The following is a 22408-nucleotide window of genomic DNA, read 5'->3' as shown; positions in this document are numbered from 1 at the left end:
GCATAGGCTGACCACATATTTTATTGCTAATTGAGTGTAAATGAAACCTTTAAATGGATTAGGTCGTATAACGGTACTAGGAACTGGTTTATTGTTTATGCTAGCTCCCTCTTTTTCTGCGCGAGCTGCTGTTGGGGATGAGTTTCGAGTTTGTGCAGAAGAACTACAAGAGGCTGGGCTATCAGCAAATGAGGCTTCTGCGGCTTGTGCTGATGCAATTCGCCCGAAAGATTTATCTCTGTGTGTTTTGAGTATGAATCAAGAAGTGGGAGTTGACGCTAATGAGGCGTTATCCAATTGTTTTCGCGATCGCCGCCCTTTAGAGTTAGCCACTTGTGTTATTGAAATTAATGATTTTATTGAAGTTGAAAATCTGAGTTTAATGGTGGAAAATTGTCGTCGTAGCGCCTTGCCTCTGCGTTATTCTGACTGCGTTGTTGGCTTAACAGACACAGCAGGAGAAGAAATTACTCCAAGCCAAGCAATTGAAGATTGCATTAGCGCAGAAGATTTCCCACGGGCATTAAGCCCAATTCAACGCTAATGATACATTACCAGTTAATCGCCCATCGCGGTTATAGTGCTGTTGCCCCTGAAAATACCTTAGCTAGTTTCAGGGCAGCTATTGAGCAGAAAGTTTGGGGGGTGGAATTTGATATTCACCCCTCTGTAGAGGGCGTTCCCATAGTGATTCATGATCATACCCTTGACCGAACAACTAATCAGACAGGGAAAGTTAGAGATCAAACGGTTTCACAACTGCAAAGCCTAGATGCGGGAACTTGGTTTAACTCTCAGTTTGCTTCTGAAACTCTTCCCACGCTACAAGAAGTTGTTAATTTATTTGCCCCTACCTCCATTTGTTTACTAATTGAAGTTAAAACCCCTTCTCACTGGTCATCACAAGCAATTAATAATTTAATCCAGATTCTAGAATCAATGCGCGATCGCTGTTTGATTCTGTGTTTTGATCATGAGTTTCTTCATTATCTGCAACAAGTTTCCCCTCGCTTTGCTTGCGGTTATGGAGTTAAAAATATCACTTATTACTCTTTAGACTACGTAACTACACTGAGTTCAACTTTCCCTGTAATACTGCCTCATTTTTCCTTAATTACAGAAAATCCTTTAACGACTCAATATCTGATGGAAGCAGGTTATGAATTGATCCCTTGGACTGTGGATGAATCGAGTATTGCTTTGCAACTTTTTAAACAAGGAATAGTAAAAATTATTACTAATAACTTACTGAAAAGCTAATTAAACTTCATAAAACTTAATTGATTTTTTCTTATTGTGTTCATTTTCGCCTTAAGATAGTATCAATTTACAAAAATTAGAGTTTAAGTAAATCAGTTAAAGTCTATTTTCCTTACTTTCAAGCCATGAAAGAAATGTTTTCTCCCGAGGTTCTTCCTGCTACCTTAGAAACAGCCTCTTGAACCAGGAAGACATAAACCTACCTTTACCCCCCAAAGCGTAATTCATCTACTGTATAGGATAAGTAGGAGGTGGGTTTCTAGTCAGTGCCCCCTAGGTTTTTAAAGAGGTAGGGGGAGTTATTCTATTTGCTCTTCAACTACGTCAAATCGTTTTAACCAACCCCGTTTCCAAAAGAAGAATAGAGAACTGAAGCCGATCATTGCCAAAACGCCTAAACAAATAAAATACCCCCATTTTGTACTCAATTCTGGCATATATTCAAAATTCATCCCATAAATTCCAACGATAAACGTAAGGGGAACAAAAATGCTAGAGATAATGGTCAAAATTTTCATAATTTCATTGGTTTGGTTACTGATAGAAGAGAGATAAACATCCATTAAACTAGAGGAAAGTTCACGATAGCTTTCTATAATATCTAGTAATTGAATGATATGGTCATAACAGTCTCGTAAATAAACTTCTACCTTTGATCCCATAAAGTTACTACTACTTCGCATTAGCGTTGTAATGACACTTTGTTGAGGCCAAATGGCTCGTCTTAACGCTAAAAGTTCCCGTCGAAGCTTATAAATTTTTGGTAAAGTTTTTCTGTTGGGACTAATAATTGCTTCATCTTCTAATTTTTCTATCCGTTCACTATATTCTTCTAGCACAGGGAAAAAGCTATCAATCATTACATCCAATAACAAATAAGTTAAGTAATCAACTCCTAAGCTACGAATTTTCCCTTTATCCTTTTCTAAGCGAGTCCGAATAAAATCAAAATAATCTTTATTATGCCCTTCTTGAAAAGTTAATAAATAATTTTCTCCTAAAATTAAACTAATTTGCTCAAATGAAAAGCCATCTTCTTCTGGGTTAGACGTTACTAAGTTAAAAATAATTACTAATTGGTCATCATAATATTCTACTTTAGGACGCTGGGGAACATTAACGATGTCTTCTAATAAAAGAGGATGAAAATTAAAAATTTCACCAATTTGTTTTAAAGTTTTTTCTGTACCCAATCCTTGAATATCTAGCCATAATGAATCTGCACTAGTAATATAGTGGGGTAACTCATTAGGGCTAATGTTTACCTTTTTAGCCACTTGTTTTTCATCATAATTAGTTAAAATTAATTGCGAGGGGACTGCATCTTCTTCAATACATAATGTTCCTGGTTCACTTCCAGGTTTATCGAAAAAGTATTCAAAATAATCTTCTCTTTCTTCACTTTCGTTAGTGACATTGGAATTTAAATTAGAAGTTTGTGTCATTTTAGATTCTATTAATGATTAGTATTTAGAAACTTGCAATCTAGCTAATAGCGTGACCTTCTCTCTAATCTAACTTAACTGATCGTTTTCAAAAAACTTAATCACACTTAAAACGTTACCTTTGCCACTTAAAACGAATAACTGCCTAATAGTATAACTATGTTCTTCAAGATGATTTGACAGTTAGAGTACTGAATGTGGGTTAAAATTAAGAAAAATCATTCTGCTATTGCCCTAACTTCTTCATGGACGAAACTGCTTTGATTTCTCCTTTATTAGGAGCAGTTGCGATAATTACCACCCAAGACGTGCTTTTGCGAGTATTAGCTGTATTCCTTCTCATTGCCATTAATGCGTTTTTTGTCGCAGCCGAGTTTTCGATGGTTGCTGTACGGCGATCGCGCATTACACAACTGGTTGAAAAAGGCGATATCCAAGCAGAGACAGTACAGAGGTTACAACAGCGACTTGATCTCCTTCTGTCAACTACACAAATAGGAATCACTCTGTCTAGTTTGGCACTGGGGTGGATTGGAGAAAGCACAATGGCAGTGGCAATCCAGCAAGGTTTATTCCAAACCCCGATGTTAGATGGATGGGTAGAGATAGCAGGCCACTCAATTGCTATTCCCATCGCATTTTTTCTAATTGCCTATTTACAAATTGTTCTAGGAGAACTGTCTCCAAAATCCATTGCCCTTCATAATGCGGAGGAAATTGCTCGGTTTCTCGCCACCCCAAGTTTATTTATTTCTCGTTTATTTTCCCCCTTTATTTGGGTACTGAATCGCTCCACGCAAACCTTACTGCGTTTATTAGGACTAGAGTATAGTCCTCACAGCTGGTACAATCGCGTCACTTCAGAAGAACTCCAACTGATTATTGCCACCGAACGAGAATCCACGGGTTTAGAAATTGAAGAACGAGAACTCCTCAATAATGTTTTTGAGTTTAGCGAAGTTCTTGTGGAAGAGATTATGATTCCACGAACAAATATTGCCTCTATTTCTAGAAATGCCACTTTTGGCAACCTTTTAGAAGAGGTAGTTAATAGCGGACATTCTCGCTATCCCATAACTGGAGACTCTCTCGATGACATTGTCGGGATGATTGACTTTAAAGCATTAGCAGTTCCCCTTGCTAAAGGTCGTATTAACCCTGAGACAAAGATCAACCCTTGGATTAAACCCGTGCGCTTTGTCCCTGAATTTACCCCCTTAGGAGAGCTTCTGACCATTATGCGTCGCTCTCGTTTAGAACTAGTAATGGTAGTGGATGAATTTGGCGGAACCGCTGGGTTAGTCACTCTGAAAGATTTAATTGATGAAATTATTGGTGATGACAGTGAATTAGGGGGGACTGCTTCCGGAACAGAAGAAATTTCGTTGCAAATGCTTGACGATCAAACTTTTCTCGTACAAGCGCAGATGAACTTAGAACAAGTAAATGAATTACTAGACCTTGATCTCCCCATTACTGATGAATATCAAACCATTGGCGGTTTTGTAATCTATCAATTCCAGAAAATTCCCAAGCAAGGAGAAACACTTCTTTACGATAACTTAGAGCTAACAGTCACTTCAGCCAGTGGTCCCCGCATCTACCAAATTCGGATTCATCGTCATGACACTGCTGCCCCAGAGGAAATTAAGGAAATAAAAGGAGGAGATGAAGAGGAGCTTGAAACCGATCCTGATCAATAACTACCACGACGTAATTTCATCCTGTGATTCTCCATTTGCCCAAAAAAGAGGAAATTCTTGCTTTCTTGCCAAAATATCAACGCACTTAGGATCAAATTGATCTTTTTCATAGTACAGACTTTACGGTATGATCAGGGTCGTTAAGAATAAATTAATGTTATTGACCTTCAGCAAGGGGGCGAATAAATAGTGATTAGAGTAGCCATTAATGGATTTGGACGTATTGGACGTAACTTTTTGCGTTGCTGGTTAGAACGAGAAAATACTGGGTTAGAAGTGGTGGGTCTCAATGATACCTCTGACCCCAAAACCAATGCACATTTGCTTAAATATGACTCAATGCTAGGCAATCTCAAAGCTGAGATTAGCCATGATGAAAATACAATCACCGTTAACGGAAAAACAATTAAATGTTGTTCTGATCGCAATCCCACTCAGTTACCTTGGGATTCTTGGGATATTGATCTAGTTGTGGAATCCACTGGGGTGTTTACTAGTGAGGAAAAGGCTTCTCAACATATTGCAGCTGGTGCTAAAAAGGTTCTTATAACTGCTCCCGGAAAAGGTGGCAATATTGGAACGTATGTGGTTGGTGTCAATCACGACAAATATGACCATGATAAACATAATGTCATCAGTAATGCCAGTTGTACTACCAATTGCTTAGCACCGATCGTTAAGGTTCTTCATGACCAATTTGGCATTGTCAAAGGAACAATGACCACCACTCATAGCTATACCGGTGACCAACGGATTCTCGATGCTAGTCACCGTGATCTGCGTCGGGCAAGAGCCGCTGCTGTCAATATTGTTCCCACCAGTACCGGAGCAGCCAAAGCAGTTGCTTTAGTGATTCCAGAATTAGAAGGAAAACTTAGTGGTTTAGCCATGCGGGTTCCGACTCCTAATGTTTCTGTGGTTGACTTTGTGGCTCAGGTGTCTAAACCTACCATTGCTGAACAAGTCAATGAGGTGCTTCATGATGCCGCTAATGGATATATGAAAGGGATTATTGAATACACGGACTTACCCTTAGTTTCCTCTGACTATCGTGGCAATGATGCTTCTTCGATTGTTGATAGCAATTTCACCATGGTGATGAATGGGGATTTAGTGAAGGTGATTGCCTGGTATGACAACGAGTGGGGTTATTCTCAGCGCGTTGTTGATTTAGCAGAGGTAATTTCCCAAAAGTGGAAATCCTAACTCCTTAGTGTTTTTAATATTTTTTGTTGAGTTTGCCGTGGGGAATACCTCACGGCTTTTTCATGTCAATTTTCATTAACTCTGTTGATTTTTACTGAATTGTTCCCGTTCAATGGCTTCAAATAAGGCACGGAAATTTCCCTCCCCGAAGCCCTGAGCGCGATCGCGCCTTTCAATTAATTCAAAGAAAAATGTTGGTTCTTGAAAAATAGGTTGAGTAAAAATCTGTAATAATAAAGGGTTTTTCTTAAAATCAGTGGTTAATGCCGAGGCTTCTGAATCAACTAATACTTGTGCTTCCTTAACTTGTTCCCATTCTGAGGTGGAGAAAGGTAGTTTCGGAAATCGCTCTTTTAATTGGGTATAGTAAGTATCGGGAACTCTCAGAAAAGATACGCCTCGTTGTTTAAGGGTTAGCGTTACATCGGTAATATTTGGCGTTTGCAGGGCAATATGTTGAATACCTGCCCCGCGATTATAATTAATAAACTCTTGAATTTGCGAGGTTTCAGAAGTTGGTTCATTAATGGGAAATTGCACCTTCCCACTGCTATCTACTAAAACTTGGGACTTTAACCCCGAATGAGGAGTCTGAATAGTAAACGCTTGTTTCCGTTGCCATCCAAAAATCTTTTCATACCATTGTACCGTTGACTGTAGCGCCCCTTTTGCCACATTAAGTACAACATGATCAATTCCAGTAAAAAATAACCCCCCTTTGGCAGTAGTTTTCCACTGCCATTGAGGCAACCAAGGGAGTAAAGGCGTTACCCCCTCTCGTTCCACTAAGGTATGGATTAATCCTGTTACCCCCAAAATTTGACACCATTTGAGATGACCGGAGTTAGTGGGAATGGTCTGCAAAGGCCGTAATAAGGTTACTCCTTGCATCTTGGCGAGGGTTTCTTCGAGATAAGACACTTCAAAGGTTACTTCGGCAACCCCGGGAGGATGTTGCTTTAAGTAAGCCGCAACGGGACTTTCCTCACTTTCTGGAGAATAAAGGAGGAACTCCGCCTCACCACTTTTAACCACTTCTATAAGCGTATGTTTATCCCTGTAGGGAGAAGTAACAGCTTCAAACCCCATTTGGGAAATAAACCAGTTACGCCACCAAGAAGCATTTTCGACGTAAAAGTGAATCTGATCAATTTTCATCGAGGCTACATTAGTTTATTAGGTGTTTCTCCCGTTAGGATACAGTTTTTCCTAGAAAAATAAATGATTATCAGGTTGGATATTAATTTCTGTTGGCACGGCATGGGGTTCTGCTTGAATTGCAAATAAGATTGCTTGGGCTGCAGTATCTGCACTCAGCATTTTATCTCGATCTACTTTTAAACCTGCTTGATCCCAAAAGGGAGTATTAACACCACCGAAGTAAAATAAGGTCATTTTTACCCCATAACGTTTTAATTCTTCTGCCATACATTTACTGAAACCTACTGCTCCAAATTTAGAGGCACAATAAGCACTGCCCATCGCCATGGGATGTTTTCCTAAAATCCCCACAATGTTACAGATGTGTCCAGATTTTTGTTTCCGCATTACTTCTGCGGCTGCTTGGGAGGTATAAAAACTTCCTTTGAGGTTGAGATCAAGCATGGTATCAAGATCACTGGGTTCAACTTTGGCATGGGGCTTGAGAATACCCGCACCAGCTGCATTAACTAAAACATCAATTTGCCCAAACTGCGCGATGGTTTTTTCCATTAATGTCTGCACTTGATCAGGCCTGGTAATATCAGCGGGAATATTTAAAACTTTCTCCGTTACCGATAGTTGAGATACTAACGCCGATAAACGCGCACTATCTCTAGCGACTAAGACTAAATTTGCTCCGGTTTCTGCAAGCTCATGGGTGAGAGTAGAACCAATGCCACCGGTTGCACCAACGATAACAATAACTTTGCCGTTCATTCTTGTTACATTTCTTTACATCTTAATCTATCTTAACGATTAATCTTCAATAACATCCGCTGATTTAAGATGAAATTAATTAGTTTCTGCTACACATCTCTTGATATCCCCCTCCAATAGACAAGTTTGGGATTTACCTAATACTGAGATGTCTCCTCAAGCCCTATCCTTATCCACAACTGCTAAACATAAGTGGGAATTGCATCACGGATATTTTGTTCTCGAAAGAATTGAATCATTTTCTGGTCTTGTCCTTGGATGTGGTGAACCAACCATTGATGAAGAAAGTGGGAAAGTTCAGTATTAATGATACTTGTGTCTTTCTCTGTTTCAATGCTGTGAAGAACTTTTTGAATTTTGCGAGTTAAGCGATCATGGATTTGTTTATGTTCCTCATAAGAGGGGTAGTCATGCTCTAGCATTAATCCTTCTTCTAGAGCAAAGTGATTTACGGTATCTTGAAGTAGCTGTTCGATTAGGCTTTTAATTTCAGCTTCCTGATTAGGTTTTACCATTGCTTGTTGCAATTCCCCAACCAACCCAAACATTTCTTTATGTTGCTGATCAATTACAGGAAAACCAGTTTCGTATTCTTTAGACCACTGAGGAGTTTGCATAGTTGAAAGTGAGCTAACTGTATAAGGCATTGCTTCAAACAGATATTTTAACCCACTCTTTGCTCTTGGATGTTATTAGTTATTAGTCATTGGTCATCAGTCATTAGTCACTGGTTTACAAACAACAAAGAACGAAGGACAAAGGACAAAGGACAAATACCTCAAGCAGAAAAAAAATAAATGTTAAAGCTTTTTTTAAAGTTTAAGTAACAAAACTACACTTCTCGTTATGATGAGGTGGTGCTTGATATGTGCATTTAAGAGGCAGCATGGAGTTTTTATCAGATTCGGTTTCACTATCGCGGATGCAGTTTGCTGTAACTGCAATTTTTCATATGTTGTGGCCGGTTTTAACCACTGGTATGTCAATTTATTTAGTCGTGGTAGAGGGATTATGGCTCAAAACCCGTAATCCTGATTACTACTATCATGCCCGTTTTTGGTCAAAGCTATATGTTTTGAATTTTGGAATTGGGGTTGCTAGTGGCGTTCCCATGGAATTCCAATTTGGGACGAATTGGGCTCCATTTTCGGAAGCTGTGGGAGACTTTTTTGGTAGTATTCTTGGGTTTGAGGCTTCCATGGCGTTTATGTTAGAAGCAGGATTCTTGGGAATTATGCTCTTTGGTTGGGGGCGTGTTCCTGGGGTGATGCACTATATTGCGACGATTATGGTTGCCTTTGGGGCAAATTTATCGACTTTTTGGATTTTGGCGGCAAATTCTTGGTTACAAACCCCAGCTGGTGGGGAATTAGTAGATGGCAAGTTTGTTGTCTCTGACTATTTCCAAGCTATTTTTAATCCCTTCATGGTAAATAGTGTTCTCCATATGTTTTTTGCCACCTTGGAAACTTCTTTATTTGTGATTGGGGGAATTAGTGCTTGGTATATTTTGAATCGGAATCAACGCTATCAAGAGTTTTTCACTCGTTCGTTTAAGATTGTTCTTGCCTGCGCGATCGCAGTTGCCCCGCTACAACTCTACATTGGACATCTTAGTGGCGAACAAGTTTATAAACAACAGCCTACGAAAATGGCTGCGATGGAAGCACAATGGGAAACTGCCCCGAGTGGACAACCAGCAGATTGGAGTTTAGTGGCAATTCCCAACTCGAAAGCAGAACAAAATGACTGGGAAATTTCCATTCCCAATGGTTTAGGCTACATTCTAGAGTTTAAGAAAGACTTATCTGAACCGGTACAAGGCTTAAAAGAATGGAAACCCGAAGATCGTCCCGGAATGGTGGGGTTAATTTACTATTCTTTTCGGATTATGGTAGGAATTGGTTTCCTACTGGTGGGATTAATGGCATTTACGGTGATCCAATGGCTACGAGGAAAACTGGCAACAGTAGAAATTGCCAACCAAAAATGGTTACTGATTGGTTGGATGTTTGCTGCGCCATTAGGGTATATTGCGATTGAGTCAGGTTGGATTGTCCGCTGTGTAGGGAGACAGCCTTGGACGATGTACGAAGAAATTCGCACCGTTGATGCGGCTTCTAATCTACCCCCCCAAGAAATTTTGACTTCTTTATTAGGGTTTACAGGGGTTTATACTCTCTTGTTTATTTCTGCCCTCTATTTTGGTAGTCGCATTATTCGTCAAGGTCCTAATTTTGATTTACCGCTTCCACAAGGCTCTATAACCGCGACTCCTGTTGAACCGACTCCAGATCGCCGCCCTGTAGAGAATTGAAGGATTAAGGGGTCAACCACGGTTGACTTGCTTGATCTAAAGTTTGAGCGTCTTCGGAATTGAGTTGCCAACCTAAGGCCCCCGCATTTTGTTGGGCTTGGTTGGCATTTTTTGCCCCTGGAATGGGAATGGTTCCTTGAGTAATTAACCAATTTAGAGCTACCTGTGCTGGTATTTTTTGGTATTTTTCCCCTAATTTTTGCAAATTATCAATAACAGGAGAAATTTTATTGATTCCAGAAGACTTAAATTTGGGATCTAAAGCCCGAGCGCCACTTGGTTTTTCTGAACCTGTATATTTTCCTGTGAGTAACCCTTGCGCTAGGGGACTATAAGCAATAATTTTGACCCCTAATTCTTGGGCAGTTTGAAATGTGCCATTACTTTCAATTTTACGGTTGAGGAGAGAATAGATAACTTGGTTACTCGCTAGGGGAATGTCGTATTTTGCTAAATGTTCTTGGGCTTCGCGCATTTGACTTGCTGAGTAGTTACTCACCCCCACTGCTTGAATACGCCCTTTTTGCACTTCTTCTGCCAAGGTTTTCATTAGGGTTTCTTGACTCATGAAAAAGGTAAAAGGAGTATGAACTTGATATAAAGGGATGCTCTCGATTTGTAGGCGTTCTAAACTTTTACTCACTGCTTCTCGCACGGATTCGGGAAAAACCCGCCAAGGTAAGGGAAAATACTTCGTCGCGATCGCGATTTCTCGATCACTGGCTTTAGCAAAGTTCCCTAATAACTGTTCTGAGTCTCCTGTACCATAAACTTCTGCAGTATCAAAAAGGGTAATGCCAGCTTCCACTGATGCTTGGAATGCCTCTTGGACTTGCCTTTGATCATATTCTTTTCCGTAATTCCAAAATAAGCGATCTCCCCAAGACCAAGTTCCTACTCCCAAGGGGGTTACTTTCGGACCATTCTTTCCTAAAGAGACGGTTTCAGGCGCAGTGGCACTAGTATTCATGATTCTTAATAATTAGCAAATAACGTTATTCTCAAATCTAGCAAAAATGTGAGATTTGGTTATTCCTGATTCGTGAAAGCTAGACGAAGGCGCGATCGCGCAGTTAAATCTTTCTCTTGTTTCTCTAATTCCTGTAAAAACGTCTTAATTTCTTCAGTTAGCGCTTGCTTGGCTAAAGACTCTAACCCCACAATTGCGGCATACCGAACAATCCATTCCTCATCTTTTTTTGCCACTTGCTTAAGGGTTTCCAAAACCTTTTTCTGCGCCCCTTCTTGTGCCTCTGGGGGCAACTTTTCCCAACGTAAGTCCCCCAACCCTTTCGCCGCGCCACGACGGACACTGAGGGCAAAATCATGGGCGGCTGCTTCTGTTAAAATATCTAACGCATCAGGATGAGCAATTCTGGATAAGGCTCGAATTGCCCACGCCCTTGCTCCATAATCATAGCCATCTAAATCTCGAATTAAAATCGGGACAGCCACATCCCCTAGTTTTACCAAGCCTTCTACTGCAGCGATCGCGGCACCAGGGTTATTAAAGCCTAACACCTGAATCAGCGTAGGAATTGCGTCCTCTGACTGGCTACCACTTAACGCCCAAACAGCTTTCACTAACTCATCAGGAGAACTCGCCTTTTCAACGGCTTCAATCAGAGATTCTGATGTCATTTGTGGTTTGTCCTTTGTTATTTGTAAACCAATGAATGACCAATAACATATCAGATTTTTGCATTTTGTGGAGAAGTGTCACTATTGCTATGAACAAAATGATAAGCTAACGATTGCGCTTAAATATTCAGAACTTTAAGAACCATCTATGGCAAGCCAGCAAGAACTTCCTTCTCTTTTAAAAGTTGCCCGTGGGGAAAGTGTATCACGTCCACCCGTGTGGATGATGCGTCAAGCCGGACGCTACATGAAAGAATATCGGGACTTACGAGATAAATATCCTAGTTTTCGGGAACGCTCCGAGAATCCAGACCTCGCCATTGAAATTTCTTTACAACCTTGGCGAGCTTTTAAGCCTGATGGGGTGATTCTCTTTTCCGATATTTTAACCCCTCTTCCGGGAATTGGCATTGATTTTGATATTGTGGAAAACAAAGGGCCGGTTATTGATCCGCCGATTCGTACCCAAGCACAAGTCGATCAAATGCGTCCCCTTGATCCTGAAGCCTCTCTCCCCTTTATTAAAACTATTTTGAAAACCTTACGAGAAGAAGTGGGAAACCAATCAACGGTTTTAGGCTTTGTTGGTGCGCCTTGGACTTTAGCAGCGTATGCCATTGAAGGGAAAACGTCTAAGAATTATTCTAATATCAAAGGGATGGCGTTTAAAGAGCCTCAGTTACTCCATACCTTTTTAGGAAAAGTGGCTGACGCGATCGCGCAATATGTACGGTATCAAATCGACTGTGGCGCACAAGTTGTCCAAATGTTCGATTCTTGGGCAGGTCAACTTTCCCCTCAAGATTATGAAACCTTTGCTTTACCTTACCAAAAACGAGTGGTCGAAGAAGTTAAACAAACTCATCCTGACACGCCTTTAATTCTCTATATTAGTGGCAGTGCTGGCGTTTTAGAACGCATGGGCAAAACGGGATTTGATATTATTAGTTTAGATTGGACAGTGGATCTTGCAGAAGGCAGACAACGCTTAGGACAAGATACAAAAGTTCAAGGCAACATTGATCCAGGGGTTTTATTTGGATCGCAAGACTTTATTCGCGATCGCGTTTTAGAGACAATTCGCAAAGGAGAAAATCGCGGACATATTCTAAACTTAGGGCATGGCGTTTTACCTGGTACTCCTGAAGATAATGTTCGACATTTCTTTGAAGTCGCCAAACAAGCTGAGTGATTGATTTAGAATTAAGTTAAAGGGGTGAAATTCACCCCAGTAAAAACGAGTTCAATAATAAAGTATGATTGATTCCACTAATTCCCATAGAAGCAAGGCAATATTTGTCCTTTGTTTTTTGTCCTTTGTCCTTTGTCCTTCGTAAACCAATGACTGATGACTAATGACCAATGACTAATGACTTTTAACATCAAACAAATTTGCTTAATTGGTTTAATCAGCATCCTTTTTCCTTTAGGAATTAGAGAAACCACTGCTGATTCTTTAGAAACCCCCATTGTCCAATCTGATGTTTATGATCCCTTGGCAACTCCTGATAATGATGTGAAAACTCTAGAGTTACTCGTTAATGATGCACAACGGGAACGCACCCTACCCATTTTAGTCTATCTCCCCGAAAACTCTTCTCCTAGCCCTGTAATTATCTATAGTCATGGGTTAGGAGGATCCCGTGAAAGTAGCCAGTATTTAGGCAAACATTGGGCATCTCGTGGCTATACAGCAGTGTTTGTTCAACATCCAGGCAGCGACGATCGCGCAATTTTGGAAAATCAGTCAAGACGATTAAATTTTCAAAGGTTACACCAAGCTGCTAACTGGCGAAATTACTTATTGCGTATTCAAGATATTCCTGTGGTTTTAGATCAACTAGAGGCTTGGAATGAAAAAAGGAAACACGATCTGGCAGGGCGAATGAATTTAGATAAAATCGGAATGTCAGGGTATTCTTTTGGGGCGTTAACGACTCAAGCGCTAGGTGGTCAAAATATGAGACAGGAAGAAACCCCTTTTCAGGATGATCGCATTGATGCTGCTTTAATGTTAAGCCCGCAAGCCCCACCCTACCATTCCCCTGAAGAAGCCTTTAACGCAGTGGATATCCCTTGGATGCTAATGACTGGCACAAAGGATATGGCTATTGTGGGAACAGCGAGAGTTGAAGATCGTTTGGCAATCTTTCCTGCTTTACCACGTGGTAATAAATATGAGTTAGTCTTAGATGGAGCAGATCATTTTGTCTTTGTTGATGAAGACAGAATGCCAGGTGCTTTTAATCCTAATCATCATCGTGCTATTCTCGCCCTTAGTACCGCTTTTTGGGATGCTTGGTTAAAAGATGATCACTTAGCACAGAATTGGTTGAATAGTGATCAGCCACGGGAAGTTTTAGAAGACGGCGATCGTTGGCAAAGAAAGTAAATTATTAGGAATGCGAATTTTTATTACGGGTGGAAGTGGTTGTGTTGGTCATTATCTTGCTGAAGAATTAATCGAAAATAGCGATCATGAACTGTTTTTCTTAGTTAGAAATGTGGCTAAAGTTCAGTTTAATACAAAAGCGCGATATGGCTCTGCCATTTGCCGAAGGCAATCGGGGATTCATCTTCTAGAAGGTAATTTAGAGAATATCAATGAATTTCAAGACTTACTCAAAACCATTGATATTGCTATCCTTGCTGCAACAATTTGGGGAGGAAAAGAAGAAACCTTTAGAATTAATGTTGAGAAAAATCTAGAACTATTAGACTTATTAGATAGTAATACTTGTCAGCAAATTATTTACTTTTCTACTGCTAGTATTCTCGACTATTATCACCAGCCGTTACCGCAAGCAGGGGAATTAGGAACTGAATATATTCGTTCTAAATATGAGTGTTATTTCCGCATTAAAGAACATCCCCTTGCCTCGAAATTAACCATTGTTTTCCCAACTCTTGTCTTAGGAGGTGATGACAATAAACCCCATTCTCATATTTCCTCTGGGCTTCCTGAAGTAGGAAAATGGGTTAACTTAGCCCGTTGGCTGAAAGCTGATGGTAGCTTCCATTTTATTCACGGTAAAGATATTGCCACGACGGTTCATTATTTAATACAAAATCCCTCAACCCAAACTAGAGAAATTGTTTTAGGAAGTCCTCGCATTAGTGCGAATCAACTCATTGAAACCCTGTGTCAGTATTTTGGAAAGCGTATTTATTTTCGCATTCCTTTATCCCTCACGCTGGCAAATATTCTGATTGTTATCTTTCGGATTGAAATGGCAAAATGGGATAAATTTTGTCTGCAATATCGGCACTTTAGCCATCAAACTCCTATTAATCCTCAAACTTTTGGCTTAAAAGCATATTGCCCTACCTTAATGGATGTTTTCCAGCAACATAAGATGTAATTATCGAATTTCATCATAAAACTGTTTTAACCATTGCGCTGAAACTCCCATTCCCCACAAGAAGCCAATCATTAAATAGATTAAATTAGCTTTTGCTGCTCCCCATTTTGCCACGCGACGATCTGAAGATTCAACAATGCGATTAACTTGTTTTATATGACCATATTGACATAACCGCAAACAGAAGTCAGCCTCTTCCATAATCGGAAGATTCGTATCAAAACCGCCACAATCTAGAAAGTTTTGACGACGACAAAAGATCACTTGATCTCCAAATAAAATTCGTAATCGTTTTGTAAAAAATAAATGGGGACGAAACAGTAAAGGCGTATAATAAGTTTTGAGGAAGTTGTGTAAAGATATCCCCCAACGAGTGGAAGAGTCTCCACACATAATTGAAATAAATCCACCCCCAGCAATAGAAGGATTAAGAAGGGTTTTACCAATAATTGTAATCAAATCAGGAGGAACATAAGTATCAGCGTGCAGGAAGCATAAATAATCTCCTGTGGCTATTTCCGCGCCTTTATTCATTTGTTGACTACGACTCGGTGAAGTGCTAATACACTTAATAACTGACGAAAGAGAAGTCTGATCAATAAAGTTTTGAATTAAGAAAAGTGTTTTATCTTGACTTTCACCATCAACAATAATGATTTCTTTTGCAGGTGGGGTTAAAACCTGAAGAGAATTAAGAGTGGATTTAATATATCTAGCTTCATTAAAAGTAGGGATAATAATAGAAACATCAGCCATTTAATTACAGATATTAATTGATTAGTAATTTTTTATTGGAGGCTCTTCTAACAATTCAGAGCTTTTTTGAGATAATAATCTAAGAGTACTTTTAATCGTTGCAGTAATTGGAACAGCAATTAAGACTCCTAAATACCCCGAAATTCTTGCTCCCACCATGAGAGAAAATAGAACGACAATGGGATTGAGTCCTGTTAAAGTTCCTAAAAGACGAGGTGTCACAGTGTTTTCAATAATTTGGTCAATAATCATGGCAACCACTAATACTTTTAACCCTAGCCAAATGCTTTTTAAGCCTAACAAAAAACTAATTAAAAATATGGTTAAAATCGCACCAAAGGGAATAACTCCCATAATGCCAATAGTTAGGGCAAATAGTAAATAAAAGGGAACGTTAAGCAACCAAAATGTTGGAATCATAAAGGCTGTTAGTGAAATAGCAAGGGTGAATTGATTAACCACATAACTATTAAAGTTTCTCCGCAGCGATCGCAGCACTTGGGGACTGGTAACTGGAAACCAGGTTTCTACAGTATTTTGTAATAACCCTTTATAAAAAATGCCTAGAAAAACCGTTAATACTAAAATAAAGAAAATTTGCAGAAAATTTCCCAATGTTCCTAAGGCTAAATTCGGCAAGTCTTTTAAAAAGGACTGAATTTGACTTTTAAGGCTTCTTTGTAAATCATCGCTCCATTCACTAAAGTCAATATTAAAGATAGTGGCTAACTGTTCTAATTGACTTTCAGAAGAATCGATCCACATCGGGATTTGATTACGAAATTTTTCAAATTGATCAATAATTAAAGGAAGACTAAAAAGGGCAATTAAGGCAAATATTATTAGGGTACTAAAAAAGACAATGAGAACCGCATAGCTACGTCTAACCTTTAATTTCTCTAGAACCTGAGTGGGATAGTTTAATAAAAATGCTAGTAATGTGGCAGCAATAAAGGTAGTAATTAACTGATTAAAATAGTCAATGACGACTAAAAATAGCCAACCGTCAAGAATAATGAGCGGAAACATTAATAAAACGAGAATCCAATTGGGAATGCTGGCTTGAAAGTCTTTTAGCCACGAAGCAATGGGGCTATCAGTAGCGCGCTCATATTCTTGTAACATAGCACCAACATTAAAATTTTTCTTAACATTGGTTCTATTGTAAACACAAAATTCTTTTTTCTTACTTGATTTTAGACCATTGATCGCGCAGAGATTTTGTAATTCCCTTCTCCTACTGATTAGGAAAAGGGAAAACTATTGTTAACTTAAAGAGGATTTCGCATGGTGACAAACTCCTCTGCAACTGAAGGGTGAATAGCTACAGTGGCATCAAAATCAGCTTTTTTCGCGCCCATTTTCACGGCAACAGCAACACCCTGCATAATCTCAGCAGCGGCTTCTCCTACCATGTGCGCCCCTAAAACGCGATCGCTGTTTCTTTCTACCACTAACTTTAACATCGCCTTTTCTTTACGACGGGTTAAGCTAAAGTAAGTGGAACCAAATTTGGCTCGATAGATATCAATGGCATTGTCTCCGTATTTTGCCTTCGCATCTTGTTCGGTTAATCCCACGCTAGCCGCCTCTGGGCTACTAAACACAGCAGAAGGGACATTTTCATGGCTCATAACCCGATTTTTGCCACCAAATTCCGTATCAGCAAAGGCTCTTCCTTCTTGAATGGCGACGGGAGTAAGATTAATCCGATTCGTGCAATCGCCCACAGCAAAAATATTAGGAACAGTGGTACAACTATAATCATTAACCGCGATCGCGCCATCTTTGACTTTCACATCAGTATTTTCTAAACCTAGTTTTTCTAAACGAGGAATGCGCCCAGTTGCCGTTAACACTACATCAGCAGTAATGGTTTCTTCATGATTGCCTTTTGTGGTTAATTTCAGCCCTTCTTTTGTCTTTTCAATGGATTTAACTTCCGTATCATCAAGTACCTGTAACCCTTCTTCAATGAGGCTATTTTGCAAATGCTCACGCAGATCATTATCAAAGCCTCGTAAAATGTAAGGACGGCGAATAATTTGGGTAACTTGTGAGCCTAACGCATTGAGAATACAAGCAAATTCTACCCCAATGTAGCCGCCACCGAGTACCACAAATCGCTTCGGTTGTTCGGGAAGAGTGAACATATCATCAGAGACAATGGTATGCTCAATTCCAGGGGCATCTATTTTTTCTGGAATCCCCCCCACAGCAATTAAAATTTTATCGGCAGTAATTTTTTCGTCACCGATGGTCAGGGTATGGGCATCTACAAATTGGGCATAGCCTCGGTAAACGGTCACCTCAGCCTTATCTAAATTTCGTTGATAAACGCCATTGAGGCGAGCCACTTCCCCATTAACTGCTGTGGTCATCTTTTTCCAGTCTAAACTGGCTTCTCCCACTGACCAACCATAATCTTTGGCATCTTCAAACCAATGGGGAAAATGAGAGGCATAAACCATTAACTTTTTAGGAATACAGCCCCGATTAACGCAAGTTCCGCCTAAGCGATCAAACTCCGCTAATCCCACTTTTGCGCCATATTCTGTCGCTCGTCTGGCTGCAGCAATGCCTCCAGAACCGCCACCAATGACAAATAAATCATAATCGTAAGCCATAACAATTCGTCCTTTTAGCTACTATTGTGTTGATTCCTCATTCTCTAGGAGATCAGAGGGAGGTCGATCACTACTCCATCCCCACCATACCTCGCCACATTGACAGGAATAAAATTCTTGCCATTTGCGCTCATAATTATCTCCAATTACAGGAGCGCGACGATTAAGCCAAACTTTCTCAGCTTCGGCTGCAGTTGCCCCACAACTGGGACAATGGAAATCAAGGGAATGAATGGCGTTTTCTGTCCAACTGGGAGGAACGGGGCTAAAGGCTTCCATAACTTCTTATGCAGAAAGTTTTCGTCGCAACTGATCGAGAGCATGACAGGCGCTAATATGACGAATGGTATCTCGTAAGCGTTGCTGTCCTAGTCGTAATTCTACCTGATCAGCTTCTCCCTCTGGGGTAGCAATTCCTAAGTAAATTAAGCCTACAGGCTTTTCCGCAGTTCCCCCTGTGGGGCCAGCAATGCCTGTAATACTCAATCCCCAATCGCTATGAAGCTGTTTTTTAGCCCCTAATGCCATTTCCTTGGCTACCGTGCCACTTACTGCCCCTTCTTGGTTGAGAGATTCGGCTTTAACTCCTAATAACTGCTGTTTAACTTCATTATCGTAAGCGACAATTCCCCCACGAAAATAACCAGAACTACCAGATACAGAGGTTAACATTGCGCCTAACCCCCCACCTGTACAAGATTCGGCAACGGCTACGGTTTGCTTGGTGTCTAAAAGCAGTTTTCCTGTCACTCTGGGAAGGGTGTCGTCATCGCAGCCGAAATAGTCTAATCCCGCAATTTCTTGAATCCGTTGTTGAATGGGATTAATAAGCGCGATCGCGCCTTCTTTGCTTTCGGCATGTGCTGACACTCGTAACCGTACTTCTCCTTTTGAAGCATAGGGGGCAACAGTAGGATTGGTGGAATCGAAATAATCACTCACCTTTTCGGCTAAATCTGACTCGCCAATGCCCCAAAATCGCAGCGTCCGACTGAGAATGACATTTGCCCCCCAACCCTCCTGTTTTAAGAAGGGAACCGCCGTTTCTTGCCACATCCGATGTAATTCTGCTGGCACTCCTGGAAAGGTCATAACCGTTAAATTAGGACGTGGTTGCCAAATCATCCCTGAGGCACTTCCCATGGGATTCGGTAAAATACTCGCTCCTTTGGGCATTAACGCCTGTTTACGGTTATTTTCCGACATGGTGCGCTTGCGCTGGGCAAATTTTTCTTTAATATCGGCAATTAATTCTGGTCGTTCTTCTAAAGGGGTTTCAAAAAAACTAGCAATGGTTTCTGTGGTGAGATCATCTGGCGTTGGCCCCAATCCTCCTGTAAAAATGAGAAGAGAAGCGCGATCGCTGGCAATTTTAATCGCCTGTTTAATGCGTTCAGGGTTATCTCCTACCACTGTCTGAAAATAGTGAGGAATCCCCAAATCAGCTAACTGTCGTCCTAAAAACTGCGTATTACTATTAAGAATATCCCCTAACAGCAATTCTGTTCCCACACAAATAACTTCCGCGCTCATAGTTCCTTTTTTTGCTTACGACTGCGTTGCACTTGCCACGTCATTCCTAACAGAACCACTGTAGCAGGGGCAAAATAAATCCAAGGACGTTCAAAATTACAGAAAACTAACGCCAACGTTCCTACCCATAAGGTTAAAGTATAAAGAAATAACGCCGTCATGGTTTGAGAAATTCCTTTTGCCAATAGACGGTGATGAATATGAATCTGATCGGCAATAAACGGAGATTTTCCAGCACGTAAACGAGCAGTAATCACCACTAGCATATCACCAATCGGGACAGCTAGAAGGACAAACGGGGCAAGGGTATTTCCTAACCCTGGTTCATTGGCAATGCCAGCTAAACTTGAAGCCGCTAAGAGAAAGCCGAGAAAATTTGATCCCCCATCCCCCATAAAAATATCGGCAGGGTGGAAGTTATACCATAAAAACGCGATCGCGCTTCCAGCAGTGGTCGCCATTAATAGGGCAACCCCATAATTTCCGTTTTCTAGGGTAATAAATAAAGTTGCAAAGGCAATAATCCCTGTTACCCCCCCAGCTAAACCATCCATGCCATCAATCCAATTTACCGCATTTGCCACACCAGCTAGCCATAAGAAGGTAATTAGTAAACTCAATCCTCCCAATAGAAAAGAATTATCCCAAGGCAAAAAGGATAAATCCACCCGTAATCCTTGCCACCACAGTCCAACAATCACCAAAAACTGCAACCTCAAGCGATAAAAGGCAGATAAATCCCAAATATCATCGGCTAACCCCATGGCAAAAAAGGCACATCCCCCAAGAATAATAATAATTAACCTATTGACTGCTTCTGAATCGAGAAAAGCCCAGCCTTGAACGCCATAGAGAATCCCAAGGCTTAACATAATCGCGATAAAAATAGAACCCCCCCCAATGCGAACGATGGGGAAGGTATGAATTTTCCGTAAATCTGGTTTATCAACTTGTTTGGTTGCGATGCCAATTTTCTTCACAATTGGCGTTACGGCAACCACAAGACTTGTTCCAAAAGCGAAGGCGAGAAGAAAGTACCACTCAGCAGACATGAGCATTATCCAGAATTCAGAAATAAATCTATCATGACACTGCTAAGGGGTTAGGTACAAGTCAAATTTTGTCATACCATTTCGATCAACTGGTGCTACTACTACGATCCCCCCAACCCCCCTTAATAAAGGGGGGCGAAGGGGGGATCTACTGTAACCTAGCTTTTTGAAAATGGTATCAGTTACTACGCCATCGCTGGAACAGGCATATTTAAGTGTGGATAGAGTGGAAATTGCTTACACAAAGTTTCTACGCGCTGTTTACAGGCTTGTTTAACCTGTTCATCTTCAGGATTTTGCAGACGATCCGCAATAATATTGGCAATTTCAGTAAACTCTTTAGTACCAAAGCCACGGGTCGTCATTGCAGGAGATCCTAAACGTATGCCACTGGTGACAAAAGGCGATTCGGGATCAAAGGGCACAGTATTTTTATTTGCCGTAATATTAATCTCACTGACAAGCTGATCCGCTTGTTTTCCAGTTAGCTTAACAGAACGCATATCAGCTAACAGCAGATGATTTTCGGTGCCACCCGAAACTACTTTGATGCCTCGGCTTTGTAGTTGTTTCGCCATGGCTTGAGCATTTTCAATCACTTGCCCAGAATAAGCCTTAAAGTCAGGAGTAAGCGCTTCCCCAAAAGCCACAGCCTTACCAGCAATGACATGTTCTAAGGGGCCACCCTGAGTTCCTGGGAAGACAGATTTATTGAGCTTTTTCCCTAATTCTGGGTCACGGGTGAGGATTAAGCCACCACGGGGGCCACGTAAAGTTTTGTGGGTGGTGGTAGTCACGACATCACAATGGGGAACGGGGTTAGGATGATGACCACTGGCGACTAAGCCAGCAATGTGAGCAATATCAGCTAAGAGATACGCACCGACTTCATCAGCAATGGCGCGGAATTTTTCAAAATTAATAATCCGAGGGTAAGCAGAATAGCCACAGATAATTAACTTTGGTTGCTCTTTGCGAGCTAATTCTAAAATTTCATCATAGTCGAGTTGTTCAGTTTCTTGGTTTACCCCATAATGAACAGCTTCAAACCATTTCCCAGAAACATTCACAGGAGAACCATGGGTCAGGTGTCCGCCGTGAGACAAATCCATCCCCATAATTTTATCCCCTGGGTTGAGGAGGGTAAGAAATACCGCAAAATTAGCTTGCGCCCCCGAGTGAGGTTGAACATTAGCACTAGCTGCCCCAAACAGTTCCTTAGCGCGATCGATGGCTAATTGCTCTACTTGGTCGATAAATTCACAACCCCCATAATAGCGTTTTCCAGGGAGTCCTTCTGCATATTTATTGGTTAAAACAGACCCCTGAGCTGCCATTACCGCCGGAGAGGTAAAGTTTTCACTGGCAATGAGTTCAAGGTGTTCTCTTTGTCTTTGTAATTCCTTTTGTAGCATTCCCGATACAGTGGGATCCGCTTTGGTTAAAAAGTCTAAGTTATCTTCAGTCACTTTTCTATGAGTCCTCTCTTTTACTACTTGCTCTACTTTGTTACTTTAACGCGATTCTCTTTTTTCTCAAGATCGAGCCACCTTGTTATGGTATAGCGAATCTCCTTAAATGGCAAA

At 40.7% G+C, this 22408-nt stretch carries 21 protein-coding genes; 8 read left to right on the top strand and 13 right to left on the bottom strand.

The features are described from left to right. Nucleotides 1-40 precede the first annotated feature (40 nt). A complete protein-coding gene (locus FRE64_RS10615) occupies nucleotides 41-544 on the top strand; it encodes a hypothetical protein (RefSeq protein ID WP_146296051.1) in 504 nt (167 codons plus the stop codon). After that, nucleotides 544-1260 (top strand): glycerophosphodiester phosphodiesterase, encoded by a 717-nt coding sequence (locus FRE64_RS10610; RefSeq protein WP_222597812.1) that lies wholly within the window; start codon nucleotides 544-546, stop codon nucleotides 1258-1260. Before FRE64_RS10615 ends, FRE64_RS10610 begins: the two co-directional genes overlap by 1 nt. 299 nt (nucleotides 1261-1559) lie before the next feature. Here the strand turns inward: FRE64_RS10610 and corA are convergent, their stop codons facing one another. Next, the gene (corA, locus tag FRE64_RS10605) at nucleotides 1560-2705 is read right to left on the bottom strand and encodes a magnesium/cobalt transporter CorA (RefSeq protein WP_146296049.1); all 1146 of its coding nucleotides are present in this window, start codon (nucleotides 2703-2705) and stop codon (nucleotides 1560-1562) included. Nucleotides 2706-2950: 245 nt separating this feature from the next. Between corA and FRE64_RS10600 the strand changes: the two genes are divergently transcribed. Further along, nucleotides 2951-4408, top strand: coding sequence for a hemolysin family protein (locus FRE64_RS10600; RefSeq protein WP_146296047.1), 1458 nt, complete (start codon nucleotides 2951-2953; stop codon nucleotides 4406-4408). Between the two features lie 189 nt (nucleotides 4409-4597). Further along, the gene (locus FRE64_RS10595; protein WP_146296045.1) at nucleotides 4598-5614 is read left to right on the top strand and encodes a type I glyceraldehyde-3-phosphate dehydrogenase; all 1017 of its coding nucleotides are present in this window, start codon (nucleotides 4598-4600) and stop codon (nucleotides 5612-5614) included. A gap of 75 nt (nucleotides 5615-5689) precedes the next feature. Here the strand turns inward: FRE64_RS10595 and hppD are convergent, their stop codons facing one another. The 3 genes from hppD to FRE64_RS10580 form a co-directional block, all read right to left on the bottom strand. Next, nucleotides 5690-6772, bottom strand: a complete 1083-nt coding sequence (hppD, locus tag FRE64_RS10590; protein WP_146296044.1) for a 4-hydroxyphenylpyruvate dioxygenase — start codon at nucleotides 6770-6772, stop codon at nucleotides 5690-5692. Nucleotides 6773-6823: 51 nt separating this feature from the next. Next, a complete protein-coding gene (locus FRE64_RS10585) occupies nucleotides 6824-7534 on the bottom strand; it encodes an SDR family oxidoreductase (protein ID WP_146296043.1) in 711 nt (236 codons plus the stop codon). Nucleotides 7535-7716: 182 nt separating this feature from the next. After that, nucleotides 7717-8151 (bottom strand): bacteriohemerythrin, encoded by a 435-nt coding sequence (locus FRE64_RS10580; RefSeq protein WP_186708776.1) that lies wholly within the window; start codon nucleotides 8149-8151, stop codon nucleotides 7717-7719. Between the two features lie 269 nt (nucleotides 8152-8420). On the opposite strand from FRE64_RS10580, the gene FRE64_RS10575 reads away from it, so the two are divergent. Then, entirely contained in the window at nucleotides 8421-9851 is a 1431-nt protein-coding gene (locus FRE64_RS10575; protein ID WP_146296041.1) for a cytochrome ubiquinol oxidase subunit I, read from the top strand. A gap of 4 nt (nucleotides 9852-9855) precedes the next feature. Here the strand turns inward: FRE64_RS10575 and FRE64_RS10570 are convergent, their stop codons facing one another. Then, entirely contained in the window at nucleotides 9856-10821 is a 966-nt protein-coding gene (locus FRE64_RS10570; protein WP_146296040.1) for an aldo/keto reductase, read from the bottom strand. A gap of 59 nt (nucleotides 10822-10880) precedes the next feature. Continuing rightward, nucleotides 10881-11492, bottom strand: coding sequence for a HEAT repeat domain-containing protein (locus FRE64_RS10565; RefSeq protein ID WP_146296039.1), 612 nt, complete (start codon nucleotides 11490-11492; stop codon nucleotides 10881-10883). Between the two features lie 148 nt (nucleotides 11493-11640). Between FRE64_RS10565 and hemE the strand changes: the two genes are divergently transcribed. From hemE to FRE64_RS10550, 3 genes are all read left to right on the top strand, one after another. Next, complete coding sequence (hemE, locus tag FRE64_RS10560) at nucleotides 11641-12684, top strand: uroporphyrinogen decarboxylase (RefSeq protein WP_146296038.1); 1044 nt, start codon at nucleotides 11641-11643, stop codon at nucleotides 12682-12684. 177 nt (nucleotides 12685-12861) lie between these two features. Next, nucleotides 12862-13884, top strand: coding sequence for an alpha/beta hydrolase family protein (locus FRE64_RS10555; protein WP_146296037.1), 1023 nt, complete (start codon nucleotides 12862-12864; stop codon nucleotides 13882-13884). 10 nt (nucleotides 13885-13894) lie between these two features. Continuing rightward, nucleotides 13895-14854: an NAD-dependent epimerase/dehydratase family protein gene (locus FRE64_RS10550; RefSeq protein ID WP_146296036.1), complete on the top strand. Its 960-nt coding sequence runs from the start codon at nucleotides 13895-13897 to the stop codon at nucleotides 14852-14854. Here FRE64_RS10550 and FRE64_RS10545 read toward each other — a convergent pair whose 3' ends face one another. The 7 genes from FRE64_RS10545 to glyA form a co-directional block, all read right to left on the bottom strand. Further along, on the bottom strand, nucleotides 14855-15610 hold the full coding sequence (locus FRE64_RS10545; RefSeq protein ID WP_146296035.1) for a TIGR04283 family arsenosugar biosynthesis glycosyltransferase: 756 nt from the start codon (nucleotides 15608-15610) through the stop codon (nucleotides 14855-14857). It abuts the gene before it with no gap. Nucleotides 15611-15631: 21 nt separating this feature from the next. Next, entirely contained in the window at nucleotides 15632-16735 is a 1104-nt protein-coding gene (locus FRE64_RS10540; protein ID WP_146296034.1) for an AI-2E family transporter, read from the bottom strand. A 146-nt stretch (nucleotides 16736-16881) separates the two neighbouring features. Further along, the gene (gene gorA, locus FRE64_RS10535; protein ID WP_146296033.1) at nucleotides 16882-18237 is read right to left on the bottom strand and encodes a glutathione-disulfide reductase; all 1356 of its coding nucleotides are present in this window, start codon (nucleotides 18235-18237) and stop codon (nucleotides 16882-16884) included. A gap of 21 nt (nucleotides 18238-18258) precedes the next feature. Beyond that, the gene (locus tag FRE64_RS10530; protein ID WP_146296032.1) at nucleotides 18259-18516 is read right to left on the bottom strand and encodes a hypothetical protein; all 258 of its coding nucleotides are present in this window, start codon (nucleotides 18514-18516) and stop codon (nucleotides 18259-18261) included. Nucleotides 18517-18522: 6 nt separating this feature from the next. Then, nucleotides 18523-19770, bottom strand: a complete 1248-nt coding sequence (locus FRE64_RS10525) for a competence/damage-inducible protein A (RefSeq protein WP_146296031.1) — start codon at nucleotides 19768-19770, stop codon at nucleotides 18523-18525. After that, a complete protein-coding gene (locus tag FRE64_RS10520; RefSeq protein ID WP_146296030.1) occupies nucleotides 19767-20822 on the bottom strand; it encodes an MraY family glycosyltransferase in 1056 nt (351 codons plus the stop codon). Before FRE64_RS10520 ends, FRE64_RS10525 begins: the two co-directional genes overlap by 4 nt. Before the next feature lie 185 nt (nucleotides 20823-21007). Further along, complete coding sequence (gene glyA, locus FRE64_RS10515) at nucleotides 21008-22291, bottom strand: serine hydroxymethyltransferase (protein ID WP_146296029.1); 1284 nt, start codon at nucleotides 22289-22291, stop codon at nucleotides 21008-21010. Nucleotides 22292-22408 lie beyond the last annotated feature (117 nt).

Origin of the sequence: Euhalothece natronophila Z-M001 (assembly GCF_007904085.1) — a bacterium.
Lineage (GTDB): Bacteria > Cyanobacteriota > Cyanobacteriia > Cyanobacteriales > Rubidibacteraceae > Halothece > Halothece natronophila.
The sequence above is the reverse complement of the archived record's forward strand: the minus strand, read 5'-3'. Positions and strand labels throughout refer to the sequence as shown.